This window comes from Corynebacterium sp. ED61 (genome assembly GCF_015233855.1).
GTDB classification, from domain to species: Bacteria; Actinomycetota; Actinomycetes; order Mycobacteriales; family Mycobacteriaceae; genus Corynebacterium; species Corynebacterium dentalis.
Genome location: NZ_JADGIT010000001.1, coordinates 18,291 through 43,745, shown reverse-complemented (window position 1 = coordinate 43,745; position 25,455 = coordinate 18,291). Strand labels below are relative to the sequence as shown.

General features: G+C 60.1%; 17 protein-coding genes. 9 read left to right on the top strand and 8 right to left on the bottom strand.

The window, feature by feature from the left end; all coding sequences use genetic code 11:
* Positions 1-72 precede the first annotated feature (72 nt).
* Together polA and rpsA are read left to right on the top strand one after the other, a co-directional pair.
* A complete protein-coding gene (gene polA, locus IM764_RS00170) occupies positions 73-2,682 on the top strand; it encodes a DNA polymerase I (RefSeq protein WP_194186451.1) in 2,610 nt (869 codons plus the stop codon).
* 199 nt (positions 2,683-2,881) lie between these two features.
* A complete protein-coding gene (gene rpsA, locus IM764_RS00165; protein ID WP_194186450.1) occupies positions 2,882-4,348 on the top strand; it encodes a 30S ribosomal protein S1 in 1,467 nt (488 codons plus the stop codon).
* A gap of 116 nt (positions 4,349-4,464) precedes the next feature.
* Here the strand turns inward: rpsA and IM764_RS00160 are convergent, their stop codons facing one another.
* The 3 genes from IM764_RS00160 to IM764_RS00150 form a co-directional block, all read right to left on the bottom strand.
* Positions 4,465-6,090: an inorganic phosphate transporter gene (locus IM764_RS00160; RefSeq protein ID WP_099298888.1), complete on the bottom strand. Its 1,626-nt coding sequence runs from the start codon at positions 6,088-6,090 to the stop codon at positions 4,465-4,467.
* A 240-nt stretch (positions 6,091-6,330) separates the two neighbouring features.
* Positions 6,331-7,245: a MaoC/PaaZ C-terminal domain-containing protein gene (locus tag IM764_RS00155; protein ID WP_099298887.1), complete on the bottom strand. Its 915-nt coding sequence runs from the start codon at positions 7,243-7,245 to the stop codon at positions 6,331-6,333.
* A gap of 66 nt (positions 7,246-7,311) precedes the next feature.
* On the bottom strand, positions 7,312-8,661 hold the full coding sequence (locus IM764_RS00150) for a 3-oxoacyl-ACP reductase (RefSeq protein WP_099298886.1): 1,350 nt from the start codon (positions 8,659-8,661) through the stop codon (positions 7,312-7,314).
* A 300-nt stretch (positions 8,662-8,961) separates the two neighbouring features.
* On the opposite strand from IM764_RS00150, the gene IM764_RS00145 reads away from it, so the two are divergent.
* The gene (locus IM764_RS00145) at positions 8,962-10,278 is read left to right on the top strand and encodes an acetyl-CoA C-acetyltransferase (RefSeq protein WP_099298885.1); all 1,317 of its coding nucleotides are present in this window, start codon (positions 8,962-8,964) and stop codon (positions 10,276-10,278) included.
* Between the two features lie 167 nt (positions 10,279-10,445).
* Here the strand turns inward: IM764_RS00145 and IM764_RS00140 are convergent, their stop codons facing one another.
* A complete protein-coding gene (locus IM764_RS00140; protein ID WP_194186449.1) occupies positions 10,446-11,711 on the bottom strand; it encodes a DUF4185 domain-containing protein in 1,266 nt (421 codons plus the stop codon).
* 72 nt (positions 11,712-11,783) lie between these two features.
* On the opposite strand from IM764_RS00140, the gene IM764_RS00135 reads away from it, so the two are divergent.
* Genes IM764_RS00135 through IM764_RS00120 form a run of 4 tightly spaced genes read left to right on the top strand, consistent with a single transcriptional unit; the run spans position 11,784 to position 15,341 of the window.
* Positions 11,784-12,122: a hypothetical protein gene (locus tag IM764_RS00135; protein ID WP_099298883.1), complete on the top strand. Its 339-nt coding sequence runs from the start codon at positions 11,784-11,786 to the stop codon at positions 12,120-12,122.
* Positions 12,123-12,133: 11 nt separating this feature from the next.
* Positions 12,134-12,730: a dephospho-CoA kinase gene (coaE, locus tag IM764_RS00130; protein ID WP_194186448.1), complete on the top strand. Its 597-nt coding sequence runs from the start codon at positions 12,134-12,136 to the stop codon at positions 12,728-12,730.
* 24 nt (positions 12,731-12,754) lie between these two features.
* The gene (uvrB, locus tag IM764_RS00125) at positions 12,755-14,896 is read left to right on the top strand and encodes an excinuclease ABC subunit UvrB (RefSeq protein ID WP_099298881.1); all 2,142 of its coding nucleotides are present in this window, start codon (positions 12,755-12,757) and stop codon (positions 14,894-14,896) included.
* Positions 14,897-14,906: 10 nt separating this feature from the next.
* A complete protein-coding gene (locus IM764_RS00120; protein WP_099298880.1) occupies positions 14,907-15,341 on the top strand; it encodes a universal stress protein in 435 nt (144 codons plus the stop codon).
* Positions 15,342-15,365: 24 nt separating this feature from the next.
* Here the strand turns inward: IM764_RS00120 and IM764_RS00115 are convergent, their stop codons facing one another.
* The 3 genes from IM764_RS00115 to IM764_RS00105 form a co-directional block, all read right to left on the bottom strand.
* The gene (locus IM764_RS00115) at positions 15,366-17,771 is read right to left on the bottom strand and encodes an ATP-binding domain-containing protein (RefSeq protein WP_194186447.1); all 2,406 of its coding nucleotides are present in this window, start codon (positions 17,769-17,771) and stop codon (positions 15,366-15,368) included.
* A gap of 135 nt (positions 17,772-17,906) precedes the next feature.
* On the bottom strand, positions 17,907-18,713 hold the full coding sequence (locus IM764_RS00110) for a DoxX family protein (RefSeq protein WP_099298878.1): 807 nt from the start codon (positions 18,711-18,713) through the stop codon (positions 17,907-17,909).
* 135 nt (positions 18,714-18,848) lie between these two features.
* Positions 18,849-19,559 carry an MBL fold metallo-hydrolase gene (locus IM764_RS00105; RefSeq protein WP_228073181.1) on the bottom strand — a complete coding sequence of 237 codons (711 nt, stop codon included), beginning with the start codon at positions 19,557-19,559 and terminating at the stop codon, positions 18,849-18,851.
* Positions 19,560-19,688: 129 nt separating this feature from the next.
* Here IM764_RS00105 and uvrA point away from each other — a divergent pair, with 129 nt between their 5' ends.
* Positions 19,689-22,547, top strand: a complete 2,859-nt coding sequence (uvrA, locus tag IM764_RS00100) for an excinuclease ABC subunit UvrA (RefSeq protein WP_194186446.1) — start codon at positions 19,689-19,691, stop codon at positions 22,545-22,547.
* A 100-nt stretch (positions 22,548-22,647) separates the two neighbouring features.
* Here uvrA and IM764_RS00095 read toward each other — a convergent pair whose 3' ends face one another.
* On the bottom strand, positions 22,648-24,567 hold the full coding sequence (locus IM764_RS00095) for a DUF2339 domain-containing protein (protein ID WP_194186445.1): 1,920 nt from the start codon (positions 24,565-24,567) through the stop codon (positions 22,648-22,650).
* 348 nt (positions 24,568-24,915) lie between these two features.
* On the opposite strand from IM764_RS00095, the gene infC reads away from it, so the two are divergent.
* Positions 24,916-25,437 (top strand): translation initiation factor IF-3, encoded by a 522-nt coding sequence (gene infC, locus IM764_RS00090; protein ID WP_234990877.1) that lies wholly within the window; start codon positions 24,916-24,918, stop codon positions 25,435-25,437.
* The last annotated feature ends 18 nt before the right edge of the window (positions 25,438-25,455 follow it).

The following is a 25,455-nucleotide window of genomic DNA, read 5'->3' as shown; positions in this document are numbered from 1 at the left end:
TCCACACCCTGCGCTGGCAGTCCCAGTAGTCTCGGCCAACGTTGTCTCGGGCTTCTACTAGACTCGGCAAGCATGAGTTCCGCTGGAAAAGATGCCACCGATGACCGCCCCACGCTGCTGTTGCTGGACGGTCACTCCCTAGCCTTCCGAGCTTTCTACGCGCTGCCCGCCCAGAACTTCTCCACCACGGGTGGGCAGCACACGAATGCGGTGTACGGATTCCTCGGAATGTTCCTCGGCCTGATGGAAAAGGAGCAGCCCACGCACGTGGCCGCTGCCTTTGACCTCTCGGGTCCGACTTTCCGCGAAGAGTCATTTCCCGCCTACAAGGCGCAGCGCCCTGCCACCCCGGATGAGTTTAAAGGTCAGATTGGGTTGATCCGCAGGTCTTTGGAGGCCCTTGGCGTCGAAACGATTGACAAAGAGGCCTACGAAGCAGATGACATCATTGCCACCCTCGCCACTTTGGGGCAGAAGGCGGGAATGCGGGTGCTGATCTGCACCGGCGATCGCGATTCCCTGCAGTTGGTCAACGATGATGTCACCGTGCTGTACACGCTCAAGGGTGTGTCTGACCTGCACCGTTTCACCCCAGAAGCCGTGGAGGAGAAGTACGGCGTGACTCCTACGCAGTACCCGGACTTGGCGGCGCTGCGCGGTGATACCTCGGACAACATGCCCGGCGTTCCCGGGGTGGGCCCAAAGACCGCGCAGAAGTGGATCACGCAGTACGGCAGCCTCGATGGCGTGATTGATGTGATGGATGACATCAAGGGCAAGGTCGGCGAGTCTCTGCGGGAGAACATCGATAACGTCAAGCTCGCACGCGAGATCACGGAAATGGTGCGCGACCTGGACGTGGTGGATTCCATGGATGATCTCAAGCCCGCCGAGGTGGACGCCAACGAGGCGCTGCAGGTCTTCGAAGATCTGCAGTTCGGAGCCACCCTGCGTAACCGCGCGTTTCGCACGCTGGGCGTGGAATTCGAGGACACCGATCAGATCCCCATCACCCAAGAGGAGATCAAGCCCGGCAAGCTGGCCACGTGGTTGAAGAAGCGCACCGGGGTTGCGGTGGAGGTTGTGGGGGAGTCCATCGCGATCCTGGACAAGGACAACGTGGGTGTGGAACTGGACCTCCCCGGTCTAGATCCTAAGGACGACGCCACACTCACCGACTGGCTCGCCGATGCCAGCAAGCCGAAGTGGCTGCACAACGCGAAGGAAACGTTCCATCAGCTACAGCGTTTCGATATGGAACTGAACGGGGTGGAACACGATACTTCTCTGGCCGCGTACCTACTGCGCCCGGACGTGCGCACGGGCGCGTTGAGTGATGTGCTGCAGCGGCATGCGGGGCGCGAGCTTTCGGAAAAGGCCACGCCATTGGAGCGCGCCCAAGCGGTCATTGAGCTGATCAAGACGCTGAACCCGGAGCTGGATGCAGCGGGGCAATCGGCGCTGTACTTCGACATGGAAGTGCCGCTGAGCTTGATCCTGGCGCGCATGGAGCACGTGGGCATCACAGTGGACCGAGACTTGCTGGAGGAGCTCAGCGAGGACTATGGCGCGAAGCTGGCTGAGGAAGTGGCCGCGGCGCGCGAGATTGCGGATGACCTAAAGCTCAACCTCTCCAGCCCGAAGCAGCTGCAGAAGGTTCTGTTTGAGGACTTCGATTTGCCGAAGACCAAGAAGACTAAGACGGGCTATTCCACTGCTGCTGGTGAGTTGGAGAAGCTCGCGGCGCAGTCCAACCACCCATTCTTGGCTCATCTGATGGCTCACCGTGAGTACCAAAAGATGAAGTCTACGATCGATGGTTTGGTGGAGGCTATTGCCGACGACGGCCGCATTCACACCACCTTTAATCAAAAGGGTTCCGCGACGGGCCGTCTGAGCTCGTCTGACCCGAACCTGCAGAACATTCCTGTGCGTACCGAGGCTGGGCGTCGGATTCGTGGGGCGTTCTTGGTGGGCGAGGGCTACGAGACCTTGTTGACGGCTGACTACTCCCAGATCGAGATGCGCGTGATGGCGCACCTGTCTGAGGATGCCGGGCTGATCGAGGCGTATCAATCGGGGGAGGACCTGCACAATTACGTGGGTTCCCGCGTGTTCGATGTGCCGGTGGACGAGGTCACGCCGGAGCTGCGACGCAAGGTGAAGGCCTTGTCTTATGGCTTGGTTTACGGACTGTCCGCTTTTGGTCTGTCGCAGCAGCTGAAGATCAGTGCCGGTGAGGCCAAGGGCATCATGGAGAACTACTTCGAGCGCTTCGGCGGGGTGAAGAACTACCTCGACCACGTGGTGGAGGTCGCCCGCGAAGATGGATACACCCAGACGCTGTTCGGGCGTCGTCGCTACCTGCCGGAGTTGAGTTCTAGCAATCGTGTGGCCAGGGAAAACGCTGAGCGTGCAGCGCTGAATGCGCCGATTCAGGGCACCGCGGCGGACATCATCAAGATCGCGATGCTGCGCGTGGATTGTGCTCTGCGCGCAGGGGAGTACAAGTCTCGCGTGCTGCTGCAGGTCCACGATGAACTCGTGGTGGAGGTTGCGCCAGGGGAGCTGGAGCAGATGTCAGAGCTGCTGACTCAAGAGATGGATCACGCAGTGTCCCTGCGCGTGCCGCTGGATGTCTCCGCGGGACACGGCAAGAACTGGGATTTGGCGGCGCACTAGGTTTCTGCGGAACGGCGGGTCTGCGGATCAAGGTTCCGCGTTGCCTAGCGCCCTCGCCGGAGACATGGTAGGTCCCCTGTTTGCGCAGGAAAAGGGGCTGGTGTAAGGTCTTTTACGTTGTGCGCCAGAATGCTCAATTCTGTGCGTCCTTTGTAACTGTCCAATCCTATTTCCTATCCGTTTCGGAGACTACTACTACATGTCCACCAACAACGTCCCTCAGGTAGCCATCAATGACATTGGCTCCGCTGAGGATTTCCTCGCTGCGGTCGATGCCACCATCAAGTACTTCAATGATGGTGACATTGTCGAAGGCACCGTCGTCAAGGTCGATCAGGACGAGGTTCTCCTCGACATCGGCTACAAGACCGAGGGTGTCATTCCTTCCAGGGAACTCTCCATCAAGCACGACGTAGACCCCAGCGAGGTCGTTGAAGTCGGCGACGAGATCGACGCACTTGTCCTCACCAAGGAGGACAAGGAAGGCCGCCTGATCCTCTCCAAGAAGCGCGCACAGTACGAGCGTGCATGGGGTGCCATCGAAGAGCTCAAGGAAAAGGACGAGCCAGTCACCGGTACCGTCATCGAGGTTGTCAAGGGTGGACTCATCTTGGACATCGGCCTCCGTGGCTTCCTGCCTGCATCCCTCGTCGAGATGCGTCGTGTTCGCGATCTGCAGCCATACATCGGTCAGGAGATCGAAGCCAAGATCATCGAGCTGGACAAGCACCGCAACAACGTTGTGCTGTCCCGCCGTGCATGGCTCGAGCAGACTCAGTCCGAGGTTCGCTCCGAGTTCCTGCACCAGCTGCAGAAGGGCCAGGTCCGCAAGGGCGTCGTGTCCTCCATCGTCAACTTCGGTGCATTCGTGGACCTGGGCGGCGTAGACGGACTGGTTCACGTCTCCGAGCTGTCTTGGAAGCACATCGATCACCCATCTGAGGTTGTCACCGTGGGCGACGAGGTCACCGTTGAGGTTCTCGACGTCGACCTGGACCGCGAGCGCGTGTCCCTGTCCCTGAAGGCAACCCAGGAAGACCCTTGGCGCGTATTCGCACGCACCCACGCCATCGGTCAGATCGTTCCGGGCAAGGTCACCAAGCTGGTTCCATTCGGCGCATTCGTTCGCGTCGAAGAGGGAATCGAGGGCCTGGTTCACATCTCCGAGCTGGCCGAGCGCCACGTGGAGGTTCCAGACCAGGTTGTCACCGTTGGTCAGGATGCCATGGTCAAGGTCATCGACATCGACCTCGAGCGTCGTCGTATCTCCCTGTCGCTCAAGCAGGCTGACGAGGACTACACCGAAGAGTTCGACCCATCCAAGTACGGCATGGCTGACTCTTACGACGAGCAGGGCAACTACATCTTCCCTGAGGGCTTCGACCCAGAGACCAACGAATGGCTCGAGGGCTTTGAGACCCAGCGCGCTGCTTGGGAAGAGCGCTACGCAGAGGCAGAGCGTCGCCACACCCTGCACACCGCTCAGATCGAGCGCAACCGTGCAGCTGCAGCTGAAGCTGCAGAGGCCGGCGAAGGTGGCTACTCCTCTGAGTCCTCCTCTTCCGAGTCCGCACCAGCTGCTGATTCCAACGAGGATGCCGGCACCCTGGCTTCTGACGAGCAGCTCGCTGCTCTGCGCGAGAAGCTCGCCGGAGGCGCTGAGTAATTCAGTCTCCCGGTAGCGCCCCGCGCGCTACCACGCTGAACTCGCACTAAACAGAACTAAGGCCCGCCCCAAGTAGTGAACCTGGAGCGGGCCTTAGTCGTGCGTTAGCAGAACAACTATGCGCCGAAGACCGCGCGCACAACCATAACGGAGACAGCAGCCACTGCAGCAGCGGCAGGCACCGTGATCACCCATGCCAGGGCGATAGGGCGCATCAGGCCCCAGTTAGCGTTCTTGTTCACCAGACCCACACCGAGGATTGCACCGATGAGGATGTGGGTGGAAGAAACTGGCAGACCCAGCAGGGAAGCGACCATAACCACACCAGCGGCGGAGAGCTCGGCAGCAAAGCCTGTTGCCGGGTGCATCTTGGTGAGGCCCGTACCCACAGTGGAGATCACCTTGCGGCCGATGAACCACAGGCCGGAAATCAGTGCCACACCGGCTGCAACCATCAGGGCAGTAGGAACAGCAGCTTCTCCGCGGATCTCGTCAGACTTGATCACGTCCAGTACGGCAGCGAACGGACCCACAGCGTTAGCGATGTCGTTAGAGCCGTGAGAGAACGCAAACGCAGATGCGGTGAAAACCTGCATCCAGGAGAACAGAATGAACGTGGAGCGGTCCAGATCGCGGTGCTTCATCGTGTTGGCGAAGATGTAGACCGCCATCCAGATTGCTGCGCCGATCATCAAGATGGTTACCAAGTTGCCCAGGTTGGACAGGTGCAGACCGGTGTTCTTCAGGCCCTTGAACAACATCATCGAGGTGATGATCATGCCACCGATCATGGCCAGGACAGGAACCCAGGTCACCAGTGCGCGGTGAGCTTCTACGTCGTCAGCGTTCTCGTGCAGCTTGTAGAGCTTGCGGTAGTAGTCAGAATCGAGGTCCTCGTAGGAGTAGCCCTCTTCCTGGGTGGTGACAGCATCGCGAGCCATCGCGTTGTTGTACTCCAACTGTTCTTCTTGGGTGAGACCCTTGAAGAATTCCTTGTGCCACTTGCGGTACTCGTTGCGCTTCTTCTTAACTTCCTTGAGCTTGTCCTTCGCGCGATCGTTGTAGACCAGCACGGACTTCTTGATTGCTCCGTACAGCAGGAAGGCAGCGATACCGCCAAGCACTGGAGACAGAAACCAGCTGATAACGATCTGGATGATGCCACCCCACTGGACCATTGCCCAGGGATCTGCGATGGAGTCCGTTATGTAGCCGGTGGTCACGGCTGCACCGACGATGCCACCGATGATGGAGTGGGTGGTGGAGACAGGCCAGCCCATCATTGTTGCGATCAACAGCCACAGTGCTGCGCCGACCAGCGAGGCGAGCATGATGTAGGCAAAGTCCATCGGCATGATGTTGACGCCCTCGAGGTCAACAATGCCGGACTTGACGGTGTCCGTGACTTCGCCGCCGGCGAGCAGCGCGCCACCGACTTCGAAGACTGCTGCAACAAGGAGTGCCTGCTTCATGGACAGGGTTCCTGCGCCCACGGAGGTGCCGAAGGAGTTGGCGACGTCATTGCCGCCGATGTTGAAGGCCATGAAACAGCCCAAGATGATGGTGACAATCATGAGTGCCATGTGGGCACCCGGGTTGATGTTGTCCTTGGACCAGAAAATAAACCAGATGAGGGTGGCAGCGGTCATCAGGCCGAAGAACAGGTGCCACGTCCTGTCGTTTCCTAGGCCCGATGCCGGGGAGGCGGTGCCTGCCACGGTGGGGTTATCTGTGAGGGTCATTTTGTGTCGTAATCTCCTGACTCGGGTGAACGCACAACGTCAAGTGGTTCTTCTTAAGAGTTTCTTGGCTGGCAGAACCGGTGGCAAATGCACACAAGCCGAATCCGAATTGTTCACCCGGAGTTTGCTATATATTCATGACCTTCTTTAGATATGCGAAAACCCCGACCCTCTTTTTAGAAAAGGGTCGGGGCTGCAAGTTCACAGTGCGTGAAGCTCGCCTAGTTCACATATGAATTGTTAGAGCTCCTCGAGCTTCGCATTAGCGTGCAGGGTCTCCAGCTTGGATGCCTTGCGCAGCTGCAGCTCCCAAGTGCCATTGGCACCCTGAGAGGAGAACAGTGCAACGCTAGCTGGCAGAACCACTGGCTTGGCGAAGTCAATCTCGTAGCGCACTGCATCTGGAATCAGGCCTTCCAGAGCGCGCAGTGCGGCAGCAGTGGACCACATTCCGTGGGCGATGGTTCCAGGGAAGCCGAAAGCCTTCGCGCCCAGGTTGGAGACGTGAATAGGGTTCTTGTCTCCGGAAGCCTCTGCGTAGACCTTGATGTCTTCTGGGGTCACGCGGATGGTCGAGGTTGGAGTGCCCTCGGTGGCTTCCGCGGTGCCCAGCAGACGTCCGTCTTCTGCTGGCTTGTCCTTATATGGCGAGGAGCTGGACAGCTTTGCGCCCTTGGACAGGAATGCGCTGGTCTGTGTCCATACCACGTCGCTGTCAACGGAAACCTCGGTGATGAGATCCAGCAGCACGCCCTTGTTCTGCGGACGCAGATTGTCAGCGTGTACGCGGATGTCAAAAGTGTCTTCGACAGTCAGCGGGCGCTTCTGCTCAATCTTGTTGTTGAGGTGTACCAGTCCCATGGCATTCAACGGGCTATCCGATGCGGTGAGCACCTTCATGACCAGTGGGAATGACAGCACGTAAGGGTAGGTCAGAGGCAGTTCATTGCCCAGACGCAGTCCCGTCGCGCTGGTGTATGCGGCGAGGTGGGCGATGTCGACAGTGACACCCTTGACCTCATACGCGGTCTTCGGGTTTTCCTTCGCACTGCGCTTTTCGCCGATGCCAGGGATGACGTCCTTGACCGCGTTGCGGTACTCATCCATCAGGACAGGGATCGAGCTCAGTTCCTTGTAGGTGACCGTATTACTCATGGTTTCCTGTGGTCCTTCCTTAAATTCTTCGTGGAATTCTTTTTTCGACGCCAGCGTGCCGGCTTATTAAGCGCCGAGCAGGGACTGGCCACAGACGCGGACAACGTTGCCGGTCACGGAGCTGGATGCTGGAGTGGCGAAGTAAGCGATGGTCTCTGCGACGTCTACGGTCAGTCCACCCTGGGACAGGGAGGACATGAGGCGACCGGCCTGGCGGGTGCCGAATGGGATGGCGGCGGTCATCTGGGTCTCGATGAAGCCTGGGGCCACAGCGTTGACGGTGATGCCCTTGGAAGCCAGCTTCTCGGAGAGAGCGTCCACCATGCCGATGACGGAAGCCTTGGTCAGGCCGTAGTTGGTCTGTCCGCGGTTACCTGCGATACCGGCGATTGATGCCACACCGATGACGCGACCGTTGTCTGCGAGACCACCGTTTTCCAGCAGCTTCTCGGTGATGCGCACTGGGGCGATCAGGTTGACGGACATGACGGAGTTCCAGCGACCCTCGTCCATGTTGGCCAGCAGCTTATCGCGGGTGATACCAGCGTTGTGGACGATGATGTCGATTGGTCCACCGTGGCGCTGCTCGGCGTGCTCCTTGAGCTTGTCAGCAGCCTCAGGTGCGGTGACGTCCAGAGGAAGCGCGGTGCCGCCGACCTTGTTAGCGGTCTCGGTCAGGCCCTCGCCAGCTGCTGGGATGTCCACGCAGATGACCTTGGCGCCGTCGCGGGCCAGGATTTCGGCGATAGTAGCGCCGATGCCACGTGCAGCACCGGTAACAACGGCGATCTTGCCCTCGGATGGCTTATCCCAGTTGGAAGGAAGTTGTGCGCCCTCGGCGCCGACGCGGATAACCTGAGCGTCAACGAACGCGGACTTGCCGGACAGAACGAAGCGCAGGGTGGACTCCACGCCGGACAGGTCGTCGGAGACGGCTGGGTCAACGTAGACCAGCTGAGCGGTTGCTCCGCGGCGAAGCTCCTTGGCGACAGAGCGGGTGAAGCCCTCGAGGCCACGCTGAACGATGTGCTCGTCAACGTCGTCGATGGACTCAGGAGTGGTGCCCAGAACCAGGATGCGGCCGGATGGCTTGATCTGGCGCATTACTGGCTGGAAGAACTCGTAGATCTCCTTGAGATCCTCTGGACGCTTGATGCCCGTGGCGTCGAAAACGAGGGCAGCGTGCTTGTTCTCACCGGCGGTAGAGGTGACATCGTAGTCGCCGGACAGCAGGGACTTGACTGACTCAGCCAGGCGACCATTGCCACCCACGAGGACGGTGCCGTCCAGAGCAGGCTCGCCCTTCTCGTAACGGCGTAGCTTCTCAGGCTGTGGGAGTCCCACCTTTGGTGCTAGGAACTTGCCGGCGGGAGAGTCCAGGAACTGCTGGAATGCGTCCTTCTGAGGGGTAGACATGAAAATGACTCCTTTAGAGAATGTCGTTTTAGAGACTCGGTTTCGGGGTCTAGGTTAGCGAAATTACGAGTACAGGGTGGAGACCATGTCCGGGGTGGTGCGTTCACCAGCGATAACGCGGGATTCGCCCTAGAGCGCCACCGAGACAATATATGATCTCATGTATAATTCTACGGTGTGATCGCGAACACCGTATTGTTTTGGGTAAGGCTTCTGCCACAGCTCATATTCTGATGCAGTGCGCACGCTAAACCGCATTACGACGGACAAACCAACAGACAACATGGAGTGATTCAGAACATGACTAACGGATCTCCTCGCAAGGTCGCCATCCTCGGTGGCAACCGCATTCCTTTCGCCCGCTCCAACAAGGAGTACTCCAACGCCTCTAACCAGGACATGCTGACCGCGGCCGTTGACGGCCTCGTGGCCCGCTACGGCCTGCAGGGCGAGCAGCTGGGCTTCGTCAGCGCCGGCGCCGTGCTGAAGCACTCCCGTGACTTCAACCTCACCCGCGAGGTTGTCCTGGGCTCCGCTCTGGCTTCCTCCACCCCTGCCAACGATGTGCAGATGGCTTGTGGCACCGGCCTGGATGCCGCAGTGCAGGTTGGCGATGCCATCGCTATGGGTCGCATCGAAGCCGGCATCGCCGGTGGTGTGGACACCACCTCCGATGCTCCACTGGCCGTCAACGACGAGCTGCGCAAGACCCTCATCAAGGTCAACAACGCCAAGACCACCGGTGACCGCGTCAAGCTGCTGGGCTCCATCCGCCCATCCCAGCTGGCTCCAGAGCAGCCAAACAACGGCGAGCCACGCACCGGCCTGTCCATGGGTGACCACGCAGCCATCACGGCTCGCGAACTGGAAATCACCCGCGAGGACCAGGATCAGCTGGCCGCAGAGTCCCACCAGAAGCTGGCTAAGGCTTACGAAGAAGGCTTCTTCGATGACCTGCTGACCCCATTCCTCAACGTGCAGCGTGACACCAACCTGCGCCCAGATTCCACTGTGGAGAAGCTGGGCAAGCTCAAGCCAGTCTTCGGCAAGCGCGATGCAGAGGCTCACGGCACCGAGGCAACCATGACCGCCGGTAACTCCACCCCACTGACCGACGGCGCATCCGCTGTGCTGCTGGCCTCCGAGGAGTGGGCTGCTGAGCACAACCTGCCAGTGCGCGCATACCTGGTTGATTCCGAGGTTGCTTCCGTGGACTTCATCCACGGCCGCGATGGCCTGACCCCAGACGGCCTGCTGATGAGCCCAACCTACGCAGTGCCACGCATGCTGGAGCGCAACGGCCTGACCCTGCAGGACTTCGACTTCTATGAGATCCACGAGGCATTCGCTTCCCAGACCCTGGCTACCCTGAAGGCTTGGGAATCCGAAGAGTACTGCCGCGAGCGTCTGGGTCTGGATGCCCCACTGGGATCCATCGACCGCGCGAAGCTCAACGTCAAGGGTTCCTCCTTGGCAGCCGGCCACCCATTCGCAGCAACCGGCGGCCGCATCCTGGCCACCGCAGCGAAGGTGCTGGAAGAAAACGGTGGTGGCCGTACCCTCGTATCCATCTGTGCAGCAGGTGGACAGGGCATCGTCGCTATCCTCGAGCGCTAAACTTAGCCTGATAGCTACGTAGCTCAAGCGCATAACGCGTAACAAGAAAGTCCGCCTCCCAGCGAGCAGCTGGGAGGCGGACTTTCTTGTGTCTTGGATAAGCTCGCGCCAACCAAAGAACGTCAGACTAGGAAAGGCCAGACCAAAGAAGGCCAGACCAGCGCTGATCAGAACACGGCGTTCAGATCAGTCTTGAAGACCACCGCGTTGTACTGCGCCCACGAGGTGCCCACCCAGTACAAGCTGTTATTTACTTGGTGCGGGAACATGTACCCGCCATACAGATCCGGCACCTGGGTGCGGGACACCAGCGTGTGCTTGTCGCTCCATGGGCCTTCTGGAGAATCTGCCTTGCGGATCACGATGCCTTCCGTGGTCTCGTATAGCGCAAGCCACGCCTCAATTTGATCGTTGTACATCACCGAAAGTTCGGAAACCCTGCCGTCGATAACGGGGGTTGCACGGGACATGGAAGACGACCACGAAGAACCATCCCAGAACTCCGCGGCAGACCAGGTGGGGAACGAAGCCTCGGGGATGCGAGCCAGACGAGCCTGACCCGAACGGCCGTTGGGGGTGCCGTACACGTAGACGAAGCCGTCCGCAGATGGCGTCTTGGCAAAGGCGGTCATCTGGAAGTTCTCCGCACCTGGCTGGTGAGCAACCAGGGTGGGGAGGCGGGAATCATTCGAGGCGGACGTGTTGGTGCGCATTGAGTTAGGAACCACGGACCAGGTCTTGCCGCCGTCGGTGGACTTTGCAGTCTGCGCATAGTTCGTGGTCCAGCTGCCGGGATTGCCCCAGTGCTTCACGGACATGAAGTCCACGTACTGCGCGCCGTTTACTTCGATACCAGCGGTAGGGATGATGGTCATCTCTACTTTGTCGATCTTCAGCGAGCGGGGGAGGAACTCCTCCGAACGGGAACCGGTGGCGGGGCCTTCCAAGAAGATGCCATTGGAAGGATTTTCGTCGTGGGTTTGGAACAGGGAGTTGGAGTGCCAGCCGTCGCCGTTGGCGCCGCAGGTGAAGCTATCGCCGAAAGCGGCCAAAACGCGGGAATCCCCGGCATCCCACATGATGCCCAAGTCCGTGGAGTTCAGACCTTTCATCCGCAGCGTATCGGGGCTGTTGGGACCAGTGAGGAAATTCATGGCTTGAGTGTTGCCGGACAACTGCGGCAGGCCTTCTGGGTGGCCCGTCAGCCAGCTGGGAGCAGAGGAACCCGAACCGAGGGACTCACCCAAGCTAGAGGCAGCCAGTTGGTCGCCGAGGCTGGGGCGATAGGTATCGCAGGGATCGGCGCTGGCGGTGCCGGTGGACAGAGAGGTGGCTGCCGCGAGGGTGCCAGCGACCACGCTGGCTGTGGCGAGCGCCGCAATCGCAGTGGAAAAAGGCCGCGGAGAAGTAGGGGAATCCCAAGAAACGTTCATGGAACAAGATATTCGCACAATATATCTAGTACTGCCATGCGTTGCAGGAACTGGTCATGTAGATTTTTGGGCATGCATTTTGTATCCCGTGCCCGCAGGCTGCCCGTATTGTTCGCTAGCGCTGCGCTGTTGAGCGCCGGTTTGGCTTCGCCTGCGATGGCTGCGGAGGATCTTCAGCCTCTGCCTCCAATCCAAGAGGCTGCTCGAGGGTCGCTGGGATCCTCCATCGGAGACGCGCTGGGAAGCAGTTCCGCGTGCACGAAGTTGGAGAACCAGCTGGCTGAGATCAAGGAGCTGTGGGACGCTGCCGTCGCCGAGGAGGATTATGACCTCGCGAACTTCATCCGCATCGATTACACGAACATGGCCGTGAGCCTCTACCAGTGCAACCTGGCCAAGGGCTCGCTGTAGGACTGATCGTCATGTGGAAAATCGGCGTGACGGGCGGAATCGGCTCGGGTAAATCAACTGTTTCTCAGCGCTTGCAGGATCTCGGAGCCGTGATCATTGACGCGGACAAGGTGGCTCGCGAGATCGTGGAACCGGGGCAGCCTGCCCTCAAAGAACTGGATGCGGCGTTTGCAGGAGTTCTCAACGAGGATGGAACGCTCAACCGCGCAGAGTTGGCGCGGCAGGCATTCGCTACCCCGGAGGCCACGGAGAAGCTGAATTCCATCACTCATCCGCGCATTCGCGAGCGCACGAATGCGTTGTTTGCCCAGGCGGAACAGGCAGGGGAGGACGTGGTGGTCTACGACATGCCTCTTCTCATCGAAAACGGGGAGACCTCCCGGGTGGACCATGTTCTGGTGGTCGATGCGCCCGATGAGGTGCGTGTGCGGCGTCTCGTGGAGTCTCGGGGTCTTGATGAGTCCGACGCCAAGGCTCGGATCAAAGCCCAAACTGACCGTGATTCCAGGCTCGCGGCTGCCGATACTGTGATGGACAACGGTGGAACGGTGGACGAGCTGCTTGCCCAGGTCGATCGGTTCTGGAGTACGACTGTCGCCAACCGCTGACCTGCCTGTCGCTAGACTGGACACATGGCATTTGCAGCAGAGCGCCCCGAACTGTCCTATTCCGAATTCCGGCCGGTCGGGGACGTGGAACGCGCCGATGGGCGCTTCGAAGTCATCAGCGATTACCAGCCTGCTGGTGATCAGCCCAAGGCGATTGCGGAACTGGCAGAGCGTTTGGAAGACAAGCAGCGGGACGTGGTTCTGCTTGGCGCGACTGGTACCGGTAAGTCCGCGACTGCTGCGTGGCTGATTGAAAAGACCCAGCGCCCCACGTTGGTGATGGCTCCGAACAAGACGCTGGCGGCGCAGCTGGCGAACGAGCTGCGCAGCTTGCTGCCGAATAATGCGGTGGAGTACTTCGTTTCTTATTACGACTACTACCAACCAGAGGCGTATATCGCGCAGTCGGATACGTACATCGAGAAGGATTCCTCCATCAACGAGGACGTGGAGCGTCTGCGCCACTCCGCAACTTCGGCGTTGCTTTCGCGACGCGACGTGGTGGTAGTCAGCTCCGTTTCCTGTATCTATGGTTTGGGTACTCCACAGTCTTACTTGGACCGTTCGGTGTGGCTGAAGGTCAACGAGGAAGTGGAACGCGATCAGTTCCTCCGCTTGTTGGTGGATATTCAGTACACCCGAAACGATGTGGCGTTCACTCGCGGCGCATTCCGGGTGAAGGGCGACACGGTGGATATCATCCCCGCCTACGAGGAGCTGGCGGTGCGCGTGGAGTTCTTCGGCGATGAGATCGATGCCCTCTACTTCATCCACCCGTTGACGGGCGACGTCATCCGCGAGGTGGAAGAGCTGCGCATTTTCCCGGCCACGCACTATGTGGCGGGACCGGACCGCATGGAAAAGGCCATCAAGGCCATCAAGGAAGAGCTCGAGGAACGGCTCCAGGAACTCGAAGGCAAGGGCAAGCTGCTCGAAGCGCAACGCCTGCGCATGCGCACGGAGTATGACCTGGAAATGATTCAGCAGGTGGGCTTCACCAGCGGCATTGAGAACTACTCGCGCCACATCGACGGTCGCGCTCCTGGTAGTGCCCCCGCCACGCTGATCGACTACTTCCCGGAGGACTTCCTCACCATCATCGACGAGTCGCACGTGACCGTGCCACAAATCGGCGGCATGTTCGAGGGCGATGCCTCCCGCAAGCGCAACCTCGTGGAGCACGGTTTCCGCCTGCCGTCGGCACTGGATAACCGCCCGTTGACCTGGGAAGAGTTCGATGACCGCAAGGGGCAGTGTGTTTACATGTCCGCCACCCCGGGCGATTATGAAGTCGCGGCCGCCGGTGGCGAGTACGTGGAGCAGGTGATTCGTCCCACCGGCCTGGTTGATCCGAAGGTGGAGGTGCGTCCGACCGACGGGCAGATCGATGACCTGATCGAGCAGATTCGCCAGCGCACGGAAAAGCAGGAGCGCGTTCTGGTGACCACGCTGACTAAGCGCATGGCTGAGGACCTCACGGACTACCTCCTCGAGCACGGCATTAAGGTGCGCTACATGCACTCGGACATCGATACCCTCAAGCGCGTGGAGCTGCTGCGCCAGCTGCGGCTGGGCGAGTACGACGTGCTGGTGGGCATCAACCTGCTGCGTGAGGGCTTGGACCTGCCGGAAGTCTCCCTGGTGGCAATTCTGGATGCCGATAAGGAAGGCTTCCTGCGCTCTACTCGTTCCTTGATTCAGACCATCGGCCGTGCCGCTCGTAACGTCTCGGGTGAGGTGATCATGTACGCCGATAAAATCACCGATTCGATGCAGTTCGCGATTGACGAGACAGAGCGCCGCCGGGAAAAGCAGATCGCGTACAACAAGGAACACAACATTGATCCGCAGCCGCTGCGTAAGAAGATCGCGGACATCCTGGATCAGGTGGCGGACTTTGGCGAGGATCCCGATGCATCGGGCGCGTCTAAGAACGCGGTGAAGGCGGACGAAGCGATCTTAGGCATGACAGGGGAGACGGCCACCTCAGCGGCAGCCGAAGCGAAGTCGATGGCTCGCCCAGAGCTCGAGCAGTTGATCGCCAGCATGACCCTGCAGATGAAGGAAGCTGCGCGCGAGCTGAAGTTTGAGCTAGCCGGTCGCCTTCGCGATGAGATCGCGGATTTGAATAAGGAACTCAAGGGCATGAAGGAAGCCGGACTGTAGGATAGCTTATATGTACAAGACCATTGTGGTGGGAACTGACGGATCGGACTCCTCCCTCTTGGCGGTCAGGCGAGCAGCGGGAATCGCTTCAGCATTCGGGGCGAAACTGGTTCTGGCCTCGGCGTATTATGAGTCCGACGCCGATGCTTTGTCTTCCCCACGCGGAGATTCGAAAGCTGTGATTGGGGACGCGTCCGCAGATGAGACACTCTCCTCTGCCGTCGCCGTGGCTAAGGCAGAGGGCGTGGAAAACGTCAGCACGCAGATGCGTCCCGGTTCTCCCGTGGAGGCACTCATGGCCATCGTCACGGACGTAGAGGGTGATCTGCTGGTGGTGGGAAACCGCGGGATTAACTCTCTGACCGGCCGCCTGCTGGGCAGCGTGCCCGCAGATCTGGCGCGCCAATCCAACTGCGACACGATGATCGTCCACACGGTGGACTAGAACAGCGGGATTAGACCTGCGGAATTAGACCAGCAAATCCACAATTTCCTCGGCGCTGCCCAGTTGCTCCCATTGCGACTCTGTAACCACCAGCGTCAGTCCCTGGGTCGCACGAGTCATCGCCACGTACACGTCGTTGAGCCCCTGCGGGGACGCCGCGGCGATCGCCTGTGGATCCACCAGCACCACCTCGTCGAACTCCAGCCCCTTGATATCGGAGACCTTCGCCGCCATGGTGTGCTCATCGGATAGGGCGGGATCGACGGTGGTGTCGTCGGAAAAAATCACACCGACCAACCCGTCGCCGGCCAGCTTGCGTGCCTGCCGAACCGCGGCCTCCACGTCCGTTGCCACGCGCACCCCGGTGCCATGCTCGCGCAGGGACACGGTGGCCGCTTGTTCTGGGGCGATCCATCGCAACAGGCGATCGGCCAGCGCGGCGATATCGGCAGGCGTGCGGTAGTTCACCGTCAGCTGGTGCAGTTGCCAGCGGTCGGCGACGAACGGCGAGAGCGCCTGCGTCCACGTCTCCACGCCGGCGGGGTTGCCCGTCTGCGCGGGATCGCCCACGATGGTCATCCACCGGTTGGGGGAGCGGCGGAAAATCATCCGCCACGCCATCTCCGAAAGTTCCTGAGCTTCGTCGACGATGACGTGCCCGAATGCCCATCGCACGTCCTTGGCGGCACGCTGCGCGGTGGTGCGGGTATCGCGCACGCGCTGGCGGTCGGCCAAGGTCTCGGCATCGATCACGTCATAGGCCATGAGCACTTCTGGCGCGAAGCCATCGTCGAGGTCCTGGGTCGCCGAGCCGGTGAGGATGTCCAGTGCTTCCTGTGCTTCCGCGATCCGCTCCAGCCAGGCCTCGCGTTCTTTGGCGGCGGCCTCTTCGTCGTCGATGAGTCCCAAGAGGTCAGCCAGCTCGTCTAACAGGGGAGCGTCCGCGTCAGTCCAGGTCGTGGCCTGGTTTTCGGTCCCTTCGGTGTTTTGTTTTTCTTCTCGACGCAAACCTGCCCACGTTTGTTCGTCGTACTCCGGGGCGGCCTCCTCGGGGTGAGCAAACAGCCGTTCCAGCACTGCTTCTGGGGTCAGCTCGGGCCAGTATTCTTCCAGCGCCTCCACGATGACCGCCTCATTGCCTAAGTCCTCGCGGAGTTGCGCGCGGTCGCGCTCAGACAGCAAATTGTGGCCACCCAGGGGATCGGCGCCGATGGTCTCGGCCATGGCGTCGGCCAAAGAACGAACCACATGCTCCACGAACAAGGGGCGGGCCTGATTGTGCGGCCGACGCGAACGGCGTGCCCGCGTGCGGGCCGCGCGCACCATGCGCGGGGTCAGGGTGACTGTGACACCGTCGATGGTGAAGTCCCGAGGCTGATCGGGCATGCTCTGCCAGGTCTTGACGGCATCGGCCAGGATGGTGAGCATCTCCAGCGAACCCTTGACTTCGCGCGCCAAAAGCGAGCGCTCTGCCACGGTGGTAATGCCCGGCAGCAGGGTGCCCGGAGTGGCCAGCACCACGCCGGTTTCGCCGAGCGATGGCAGCACCTGGGAGATATAGGTCAAGAAGCGATCGTTGGGCCCGATGATCAGCACGCCGGACTTCTCCAGAATCTCGCGCCACGTGTACAGCAAGTAGGCGGCACGGTGCAGCGCCACTGCGGTCTTGCCCGTGCCCGGAGCTCCCTGCACCACGGTTACTCCGCGATGCTCTGAGCGGATGATCGTGTCCTGCTCCGCGGCGATGGTCTCCACGATATCGCGCATGTGCAGGGATCGAGCCCGCGTGACCGCATCCAACAGGGCAGCTTCGGTGGCCACGGTGGCACCGGTGGCTTGTTCGTCTTCCACCGCGGGGGCTGGGCCGTCTCCGTCTCGGGCCATGAGCCTCTCATCAGCCACGCTGACGATAGTGCGACCGCGCGTCTTGATGTGCCTGCGAGTGTGCACACCATCCGGATGCAGGGTCGTGGCCAGGTAAAAGGGGCGCGCCATGGGAGCGCGCCAGTCCATCAGCAGCGTGCGCATGGACTCGTCGTCATCGTGCAAGCCGATGCGGCCGATGTAACGGCGATCCAAGGACAGTCCTTCTGCAGTGGAGCTGGGGGAGGAAGGAACAGGATTTTCCGGATCCTCGTCTTCCACGTCGATCCGTCCGAACATCAGGCCGATCTCCGCGGCGGAGTAGGACTCGAGGCGGTGATTGATGTCCATCGCTTCGCGGTCACGCATCATCAGACCCTGAGGGTCATCAATATCTGCTTCCTTGCGGACGTTCTTCAGGCGACGTTCCAGTTCCGCCCGCGCATCATCGATCCGACGCAAAAGGTCATCCAAATGCGCTTGTTCGCCCGCCAGAGCTGAATGCGCAGCGGACTCGGGGCGGGCACCGTGACCGGCAGGCCGCGAGGGGAGAGAGTGTTCTGTCATCAATCCTTGACGCTTGTCTTGAAAACGTGGCTATGGGGGCCGGGAGAGAACTTAAAAGCCGGACCCGAGCTTTTCAGCTCGAATCCGGCAACTAGCTAGCGCGGAGGAATCCTCAGCGCACAGATGCAGCGGTCTTTAGCGACGGTACTTCTTCTGTGCCTTCTTCGCTTCCTTCTGAGCACGCTTTTGGGCCTTCTTCTGTGCCTTCTTGCCCTGCTTACGTAGTTCCTGGCTCTGCTCGCGGGCGCGATCGCTCAGGTCAGCAGCCTGGACGGACAGAGTATCAGCCTGCTCGGTGGCGAACTCCTTAGCCTGTCCACCCAGCTCAACGGCCTTGTCGCGGAGGTCAGCTGCGGTGTCCTTCCACTCGTCAGAGTGGTCGTCTACGTAGTTCGCTACTGCTTCCTTGCCAGCGATGGCGTTTTCCTTGGCCTTGGAGAAGATGTCAGTTGCCTGATCCTGCGCGTTGGCGATCATCTTTTCCTGCTCGGACTTGCCCGGCATAGCCTTCTGTACGCGCCAAGCCAGACCTGGCTTACCAGCGGTGTCTGCGGTGGTAATGACCAGTCCGCCCAGCAGAGCCAGGTCGGTGATCAGGCCGCGTTGCTTGTCCTTCTTGGCAGCCTTGTCCTTGGCAGACCAGAAAGCGTTGCGGTGGATGGAGGTAGGGATCTGCACGGCGGTCAGGATGCCAGCGCCCAAGCGAGGAGCCTTAGAGGAACCCAGCAGAGCAGCACCGGCGATCTTGCTACCAGCCAAGACGCGCACTGCGGTTTCGGTGTCATTAGGGATGTAACCTGCGACGTTCGGAGGAAGGATGCGGCGTGCATTCTTCACCATGTCAGCGGTCTCTTCGGTGTAATCGCTGGTGTTCTTCAGCATCTGAACACCGTCGAGAACGAACACAGACGCCAGCAGTGGGCGTGCAACTGTGCGGATCATTATTCACCACTCCTTGTGAGAAATTTCGTATGGAAATTATCCAGCTAGAAATTAAGCCTACATAATTTCATCCCTTGTGCGACGCGGTTGCGGGTTCACGTCCAAGAAATTTTCCCGCAGTGTGCATCTGAGCAGCTACCAGCCACGCTCGCGCCACTGATCCACCTGTGGCCGCTCTGCACCCACCGTGGTGGAATCGCCGTGGCCAGGGTGGACGATTACGTCCTCCGGAAGATTCAAAATGCGCGTTTCCACATCACTGAGCAGCTGCTGGAAATCCTCGTCCTTCGTGGTCTTACCCACGCCACCGGGGAACAAGGAATCTCCGACAAAAGCTCGCCCCGGCGTAAAATACGTGGGGTTCAGCGCTAACACCGCGATGCCACCCGGAGTGTGTCCGCGCAGTTCCACCGCCTGCAGCGCGAAGTCGCGAAAGTCGCCAGCCAAGCGGAGGTCTTCCGGCAGGCCGTCATAAGTGCCGTAGGTTTCATCCACGCGTGCGGGCAGGGCGTCAGCATCGAAACGGCCCGAATGGTGCTTTGCTCCGGTCGCCTCCAGCACATCCACCAACGCCTGCACATGATCGTCGTGTCGATGAGTGGTCAACACGTCCGTAATGCGGATCTGGAAATTACGCGCCACCTGCAGCAGGTGTTCAGCATCGTTGGCTGCATCGATCAGCAGCGCATCACCCGTGGGGCTCACCAGGAACCAACAGTTGTTGTCCATGGGATCAACGCTGGTGTGAATGAGGGTGGCGTCGGCACGCAAAGAAACCGATTGCACGGCACGCGGGTGACCAAGATGACGGATCTCGGGGACGGAAGAATCAGAATGTGAAGCCATGGCACGCACCGTAGTGGAGAATCCGGGGTTCCGTGTGATTTCGCTGTTCGCGTAAACTTAAGCCTTTGGGTGGCATCAGTACGTCCACGAGCCCGCAGCGCCAGCGGAATGAAGAAATGAGGAGTGTAAGTGGCCGATAGATTGGTTGTCCGGGGAGCTCGAGAGCACAATCTCAAGGGCGTGGACATCGATTTGCCGCGTGACAAAATGATCGTGTTCACGGGGCTTTCGGGTTCCGGAAAGTCCTCGCTGGCTTTCGACACGATTTTCGCCGAGGGGCAGCGACGTTACGTGGAGTCCCTGAGCTCCTATGCGCGCATGTTCTTGGGCCGGCTGGACAAGCCGGACGTGGACCTGATCGAGGGCCTGAGTCCCGCGGTGTCCATCGACCAGAAATCCACCAACCGCAACCCACGTTCCACCGTGGGTACGGTGACGGAAATCTTCGACTACCTGCGTCTTCTTTACGCCCGCACCGGTGTGCCTCACTGCCCGGAGTGTGGCGAGATCATCCAGCGGCAAACCCCGCAGGAAATCGTGGACCAAGTGCTGGACATGGAAGAGGGCCTGAAGTTCCAAGTGCTCGCGCCCGTGGTGCGCACCCGCAAGGGCGAGTTCGTGGACCTGTTTGAGGATCTGGCATCCCAGGGCTACTCCCGCGTCAGCGTGGACGGCGAGGTGCACCAGCTGTCCAATCCGCCGAAGCTGGAAAAGCAGGTCAAGCACGATATTGACGTGGTGGTGGACCGCCTGCAGGTCAAGCCTTCGCAGAAACAGCGCCTGACGGATTCGGTGGAGACAGCGCTGCGTTTGGCCGATGGCATCGTGGTGCTGGACATGGTGGGGCTCGCCGACGATGATCCGCAACGCATCCGCCGGTTCTCGGAGAAGATGGCCTGCCCTAACGGCCACGAGCTGACCCTGGATGAGCTGGAGCCTCGCACGTTCTCCTTCAACTCGCCTTATGGTGCCTGCCCCGTTTGTGATGGTTTGGGTACTCGCCTAGAGGTAGACGAGAAGCTGGTAATCCCCGATGAGGATGCGCCGCTGATTTCCGCGATCGCACCATGGGATTCCAGCCCGAACAGCAAGTACTTCGTGAAGCTATTGACTGCCCTTGCCGGCGAGATGGGCTTTGACCCCAAGACCCCGTGGAACAAGCTGAACAAGAAGCAGCAGAAGGCCGTGCTGAACGGGCATTCCACGCATATCCAGGTCAGCTACCGCAATCGCTACGGTCGCACGCGCAACTACTCCGCGCCTTTCGAGGGTGTGATGCCGTTTCTGCAGCGCAAGCTGGATCAGACGGATTCCGAGTGGTCCAAGGAGCGTTACCGCAGCTACATGCGCGAAGTTCCGTGCCCCACGTGTGACGGCAGCCGCCTGAAGCCGGAAGTATTGGCCGTGACCATCGCTTCCGGTTCCAAGGAGTTGTCCATCGCCGATGTGTCCAACCTTTCTATTGCCGACGCCAGCTCCTTCCTGGACAACCTCTCGCTTTCTAAGCGCGATGAGATAATCGCAGGTGCGGTGCTGCGCGAGATTCAGGCTCGTCTGAAGTTCCTGTTGGATGTGGGCCTGAACTACCTGTCCATGTCCCGTTCCGCGGGCACGCTGTCTGGTGGCGAGGCGCAACGTATTCGCTTGGCCACGCAGATCGGTTCCGGTCTGGCGGGCGTGCTGTACGTGTTGGACGAGCCGTCCATCGGCTTGCACCAGCGCGATAACACGCGCCTGATCAGCACGTTGGAGAACTTGCGCGATCTGGGCAACACTCTGATCGTGGTGGAGCACGATGAGGAAACCATCCGCACCGCGGACTGGTTGGTGGATATTGGCCCGCGCGCCGGTGAATACGGCGGCGAGGTGGTCTACCAGGGCGAGCCGCAGGGTATTGAGAAGGTGGAGCGTTCCATCACTGGTCAGTACCTCAACGGCAAGCGCGTTTTGGCGGTTCCTGATCAGCGCCGGGAGATTGATTCCGAGCGGAAGCTCACCATTCACGGCGCGCAGGAAAACAACCTGCAGAACGTGAACGTTGACATCCCTCTGGGCGTGCTGACGTGCATCACTGGTGTGTCTGGTTCTGGCAAGTCTTCGCTGATCAACGGCATTCTGGCCAAGACTCTGGCGAACAACCTGAACCACGCTCGCCTGGTTCCGGGCCGCCATAAGAAGGTCACCGGCCTGGAGCACTTGGACAAGCTGGTGCAGGTGGACCAGAGCCCGATCGGCCGCACCCCGCGTTCCAACCCGGCGACGTACACCGGCGTATTCGATAAGATCCGTAAGCTCTTCGCCGAGACCACCGAGGCTAAGGTGCGCGGATACACAGCGGGCCGATTCTCCTTCAACGTCAAGGGTGGACGCTGCGAGGCTTGCCACGGTGACGGAACCCTGAAGATCGAGATGAACTTCCTACCGGATGTTTACGTTCCGTGTGAGGTGTGCGACGGTGCTCGCTACAACCGCGAGACGTTGGAAGTCCACTACAAGGACAAGAACATCTCCCAGGTGCTGGAAATGCCGATCGTGGAAGCAGCGGAGTTCTTCCGGCCGGTCACCTCGATCTCTCGCTACTTGGACACCTTGGTGGAGGTTGGCTTGGGCTACGTCCGCTTGGGACAGGCCGCCACCACCTTGTCCGGTGGTGAGGCGCAGCGCGTGAAGCTGGCCGCAGAGCTGCAGAAGCGCTCCAACGGGCGGACCGTTTACATCCTCGACGAGCCCACCACAGGCCTGCACTTTGAGGACATCCGCAAGCTGATGATGGTGATTCAGTCGCTGGTGGACAAGGGCAACTCGGTGGTGGTCATCGAGCACAACCTAGACGTGATCAAGGCCGCAGACTGGATTGTGGACATGGGCCCAGAAGGCGGCTCCGGTGGCGGCACAGTGGTTGCCGAAGGCACCCCGGAGGACGTGGCCAAGGTGAAGGGTTCCTACACGGGCCAGTACCTCAAGCCAATGCTGGCAGCTCAGAACTGATTCGGTTCTGTTTGCTGCTGAGTGATTGAGCGGCTGAGGGCTGAGCTGCAGAGAGGGGCGCAGCGACTACTTCTTCGGCCCGTAGGTGGCCACGAGGTTTCTAGTTTCTGGAAGAAGGGTTCTGGGGGGTGGTGGGCGCGGACTTCTTACCGAAGAGCTTCTCCCGCTGGAACGCAGCCAGAAGCAGAATCGCACCGCTGAGGATGAAGGCCAGCACCTGCACCACACCGCCCAGAATTGATAGGTCGAAGAATACCAGTTTCGCCACCGCAGCCAGGGCCAGCGCCAGGCCCAGGCGCTTCCATAGATCGCCGTCGCGGCTGAGCAGCAGGATGCCCAAGACAATCCAGCTGACGGAGATGATCATGTGGCCCAGCATGAAGCTCATCTCTGACTTATCGATCAGCAGCAAGGTGCCGGGGATGATGGACGAGGCCGTGAGGAGTGTGGCCGCGCCCAGCACAACAGGGATCTGCATCTCCGTAAACGTGCGCTTGCGTTGGAAGAAGTATAGGGCCAAGGCCAGCGATGCAGCCGCCGGCAGGATCCAGTGATCGAATACGTTGATTCCTTGATCGCCTTCGAAGTCATTGAAGGTCAACAACCGGGCGGTGGCGTTTAGGGCAGTGAGCAGGGCACCCGCGGCGGCGAGATCCGTCGCGGCAGGATGCACCTTTGGGAATAGAGCAATGACCAGCGCACACAGCCCAATGATTCCCACCAAGAACCACACGTTGAGGGTGATGTTGTACTCGATGATGAGCGTCGCGACCACAGACACTGCACTGACGTAGACGGCCGCCGAGGCATTATCTGGAAGCGGAGCAGGCTTGGCCGGGAACAGAGCCGAGCCGTGCTGCGCGAATGCCCACACCAGCACCAATCCGAAGATGATGACCTCAAATATGAGGTAGAAGATTGTGTAATCGACCGTGACCACAATCGGAGCAAGCAGGACCGCGAGCCACGCGGCGACAGTCAGTGGCCGCGGTATCACGGGCTGGTCGTAGGAGAAAACGATCAGTACGGCCACTCCCACAGCGGAGAAGATGAACGTCCAGTGCGGGGATTCCCAAGTCAGCGCGATGCCCAGCACAAAGATGGCGCAGGCTGCGGCGTGCAGATTGATCCACGGGCGTCCCCAGCGCGCGCCGAAGGCCGCCAGTGCGGTGGCCGCGATACACCCGGGGATGGCAGGGGAGAAGTGCGTGTCATGGACAACGTTTAGGAACACGGGCGTGATGAAAGCGGGGGACAGCAGCGTGACTATGACGGCCAGCTTCTCCTGGTTCCATCGGTACGCCACCGCCAGCCCGGCAATGCAGATCAGCGTGGTGAGCACCGAACCTGTAATTTCGCTTAACCACTCCAGTTTGAAGACAGCAACCCACAGGTCTGCCAGCCCTCCCAGCACCGCGACCACGATCATCGCCGGGGCAGTAACCCCCGACGGCTGGTTCCTGTGAGCGCGGAAGGCCGTCGCGAAGATCAGGATCGTAACGATCGCCGCGAGGATCACCGACGAGCTCGGGCCCAGGATGCCCGTGGAGTAAGCGAGCGTGGCCAGGAAAACCAGGCCAATCAGCGTGATCAGCCCGCCCACGACAGCCAGCACCTTGGTGACCGTCTCTTCCCTTTGCCACCACTGTTGCAGCGGATTGAGGTTCTTCTTTTCCGACGCCACACTCGCCCGCACACCAGCTCCATACTGGTTGCCCGCTACTGGCTGCATCTGCGGGCGCTGCGCACCTGGATACGCGGGGAAGGACGGTGGCACGGGCTGATTGTTGGATGCCGGCTGCGGTACGGGGCGCGGCACAGTTTGCGGCGAAGGGTTCTGGGGGGAGCGGCCCTGGGCAACAGAGAATGGTGCGGCACCGTGTTGAGGAGACTGCTGATTAGCGGACCTCGCAGGATCACCGATATATTGATCCAACATGTTCGCCAACTCAGCGTGTGACTGCGCTGCACGGCGAGCGGCATTGCGAATGTCTGTCAGCGTGGGCCTAGGCGCGTTCATGTCTAAAAATTACCACCGATGCAATTTTGTGTCTGGATAAGCCACTGATATAGTCAATCGCACTACCGTCTGTATTCCCTCGGGAATCGTCTGTACATTGCATGACGCACGTTCGCGACATGCAGTTATTGGCCACTTCCGGATGGATATGGACTGCAAGTGGAGTTCCTTCTCCCACCTGTGACCGTCACCTCGTGTGATTGGGCTCGGGTCATCAGCACGCCAAGAGCGTGGCGTCGAAAAAAATTTTCGGCATGCGCGCAGCGTGCAATGGTGTTGGGGGATTCGGGGAACTCACTGGCAGTAATCGGTATTAAACCTATAACCACTGCTGACTGAGGAGTTCACATTAGCGCTGAAGCTCGCATAAACGACCGCATTCGAGTCCCTGAGGTCCGACTCGTCGGTCCGGGCGGAGAACAGGTCGGGATCGTCAAAACTGATGATGCACGCAAGCTGGCCTATGAAGCAGACCTTGACCTAGTTGAGGTCGCGCCGAACGCCAAGCCGCCCGTCGCCAAGATCATGGACTACGGCAAGTTCAAGTACGAGCAGGCCCAGAAGGCCCGCGAGTCACGCAAGAACCAGCAGCAGACCGTGGTGAAGGAACAGAAGTTCCGCCCGAAGATCGATGATCACGATTACGAAACCAAAAAGGGCAACGTAATCCGCTTCCTCGAAAAGGGATCCAAGGTCAAGGTGACCATCATGTTCCGCGGCCGTGAACAATCACGTCCGGAACTGGGCTACCGCCTGTTGGAGCGACTGGCCAACGACGTCGAAGAATTCGGCATCGTTGAGTCCCGCCCCAAGCAGGACGGTCGCAACATGACGATGGTCATCGGCCCGATCCGCAAGGGCAAGAAGTAGTCCCTCGTAGACACCCCA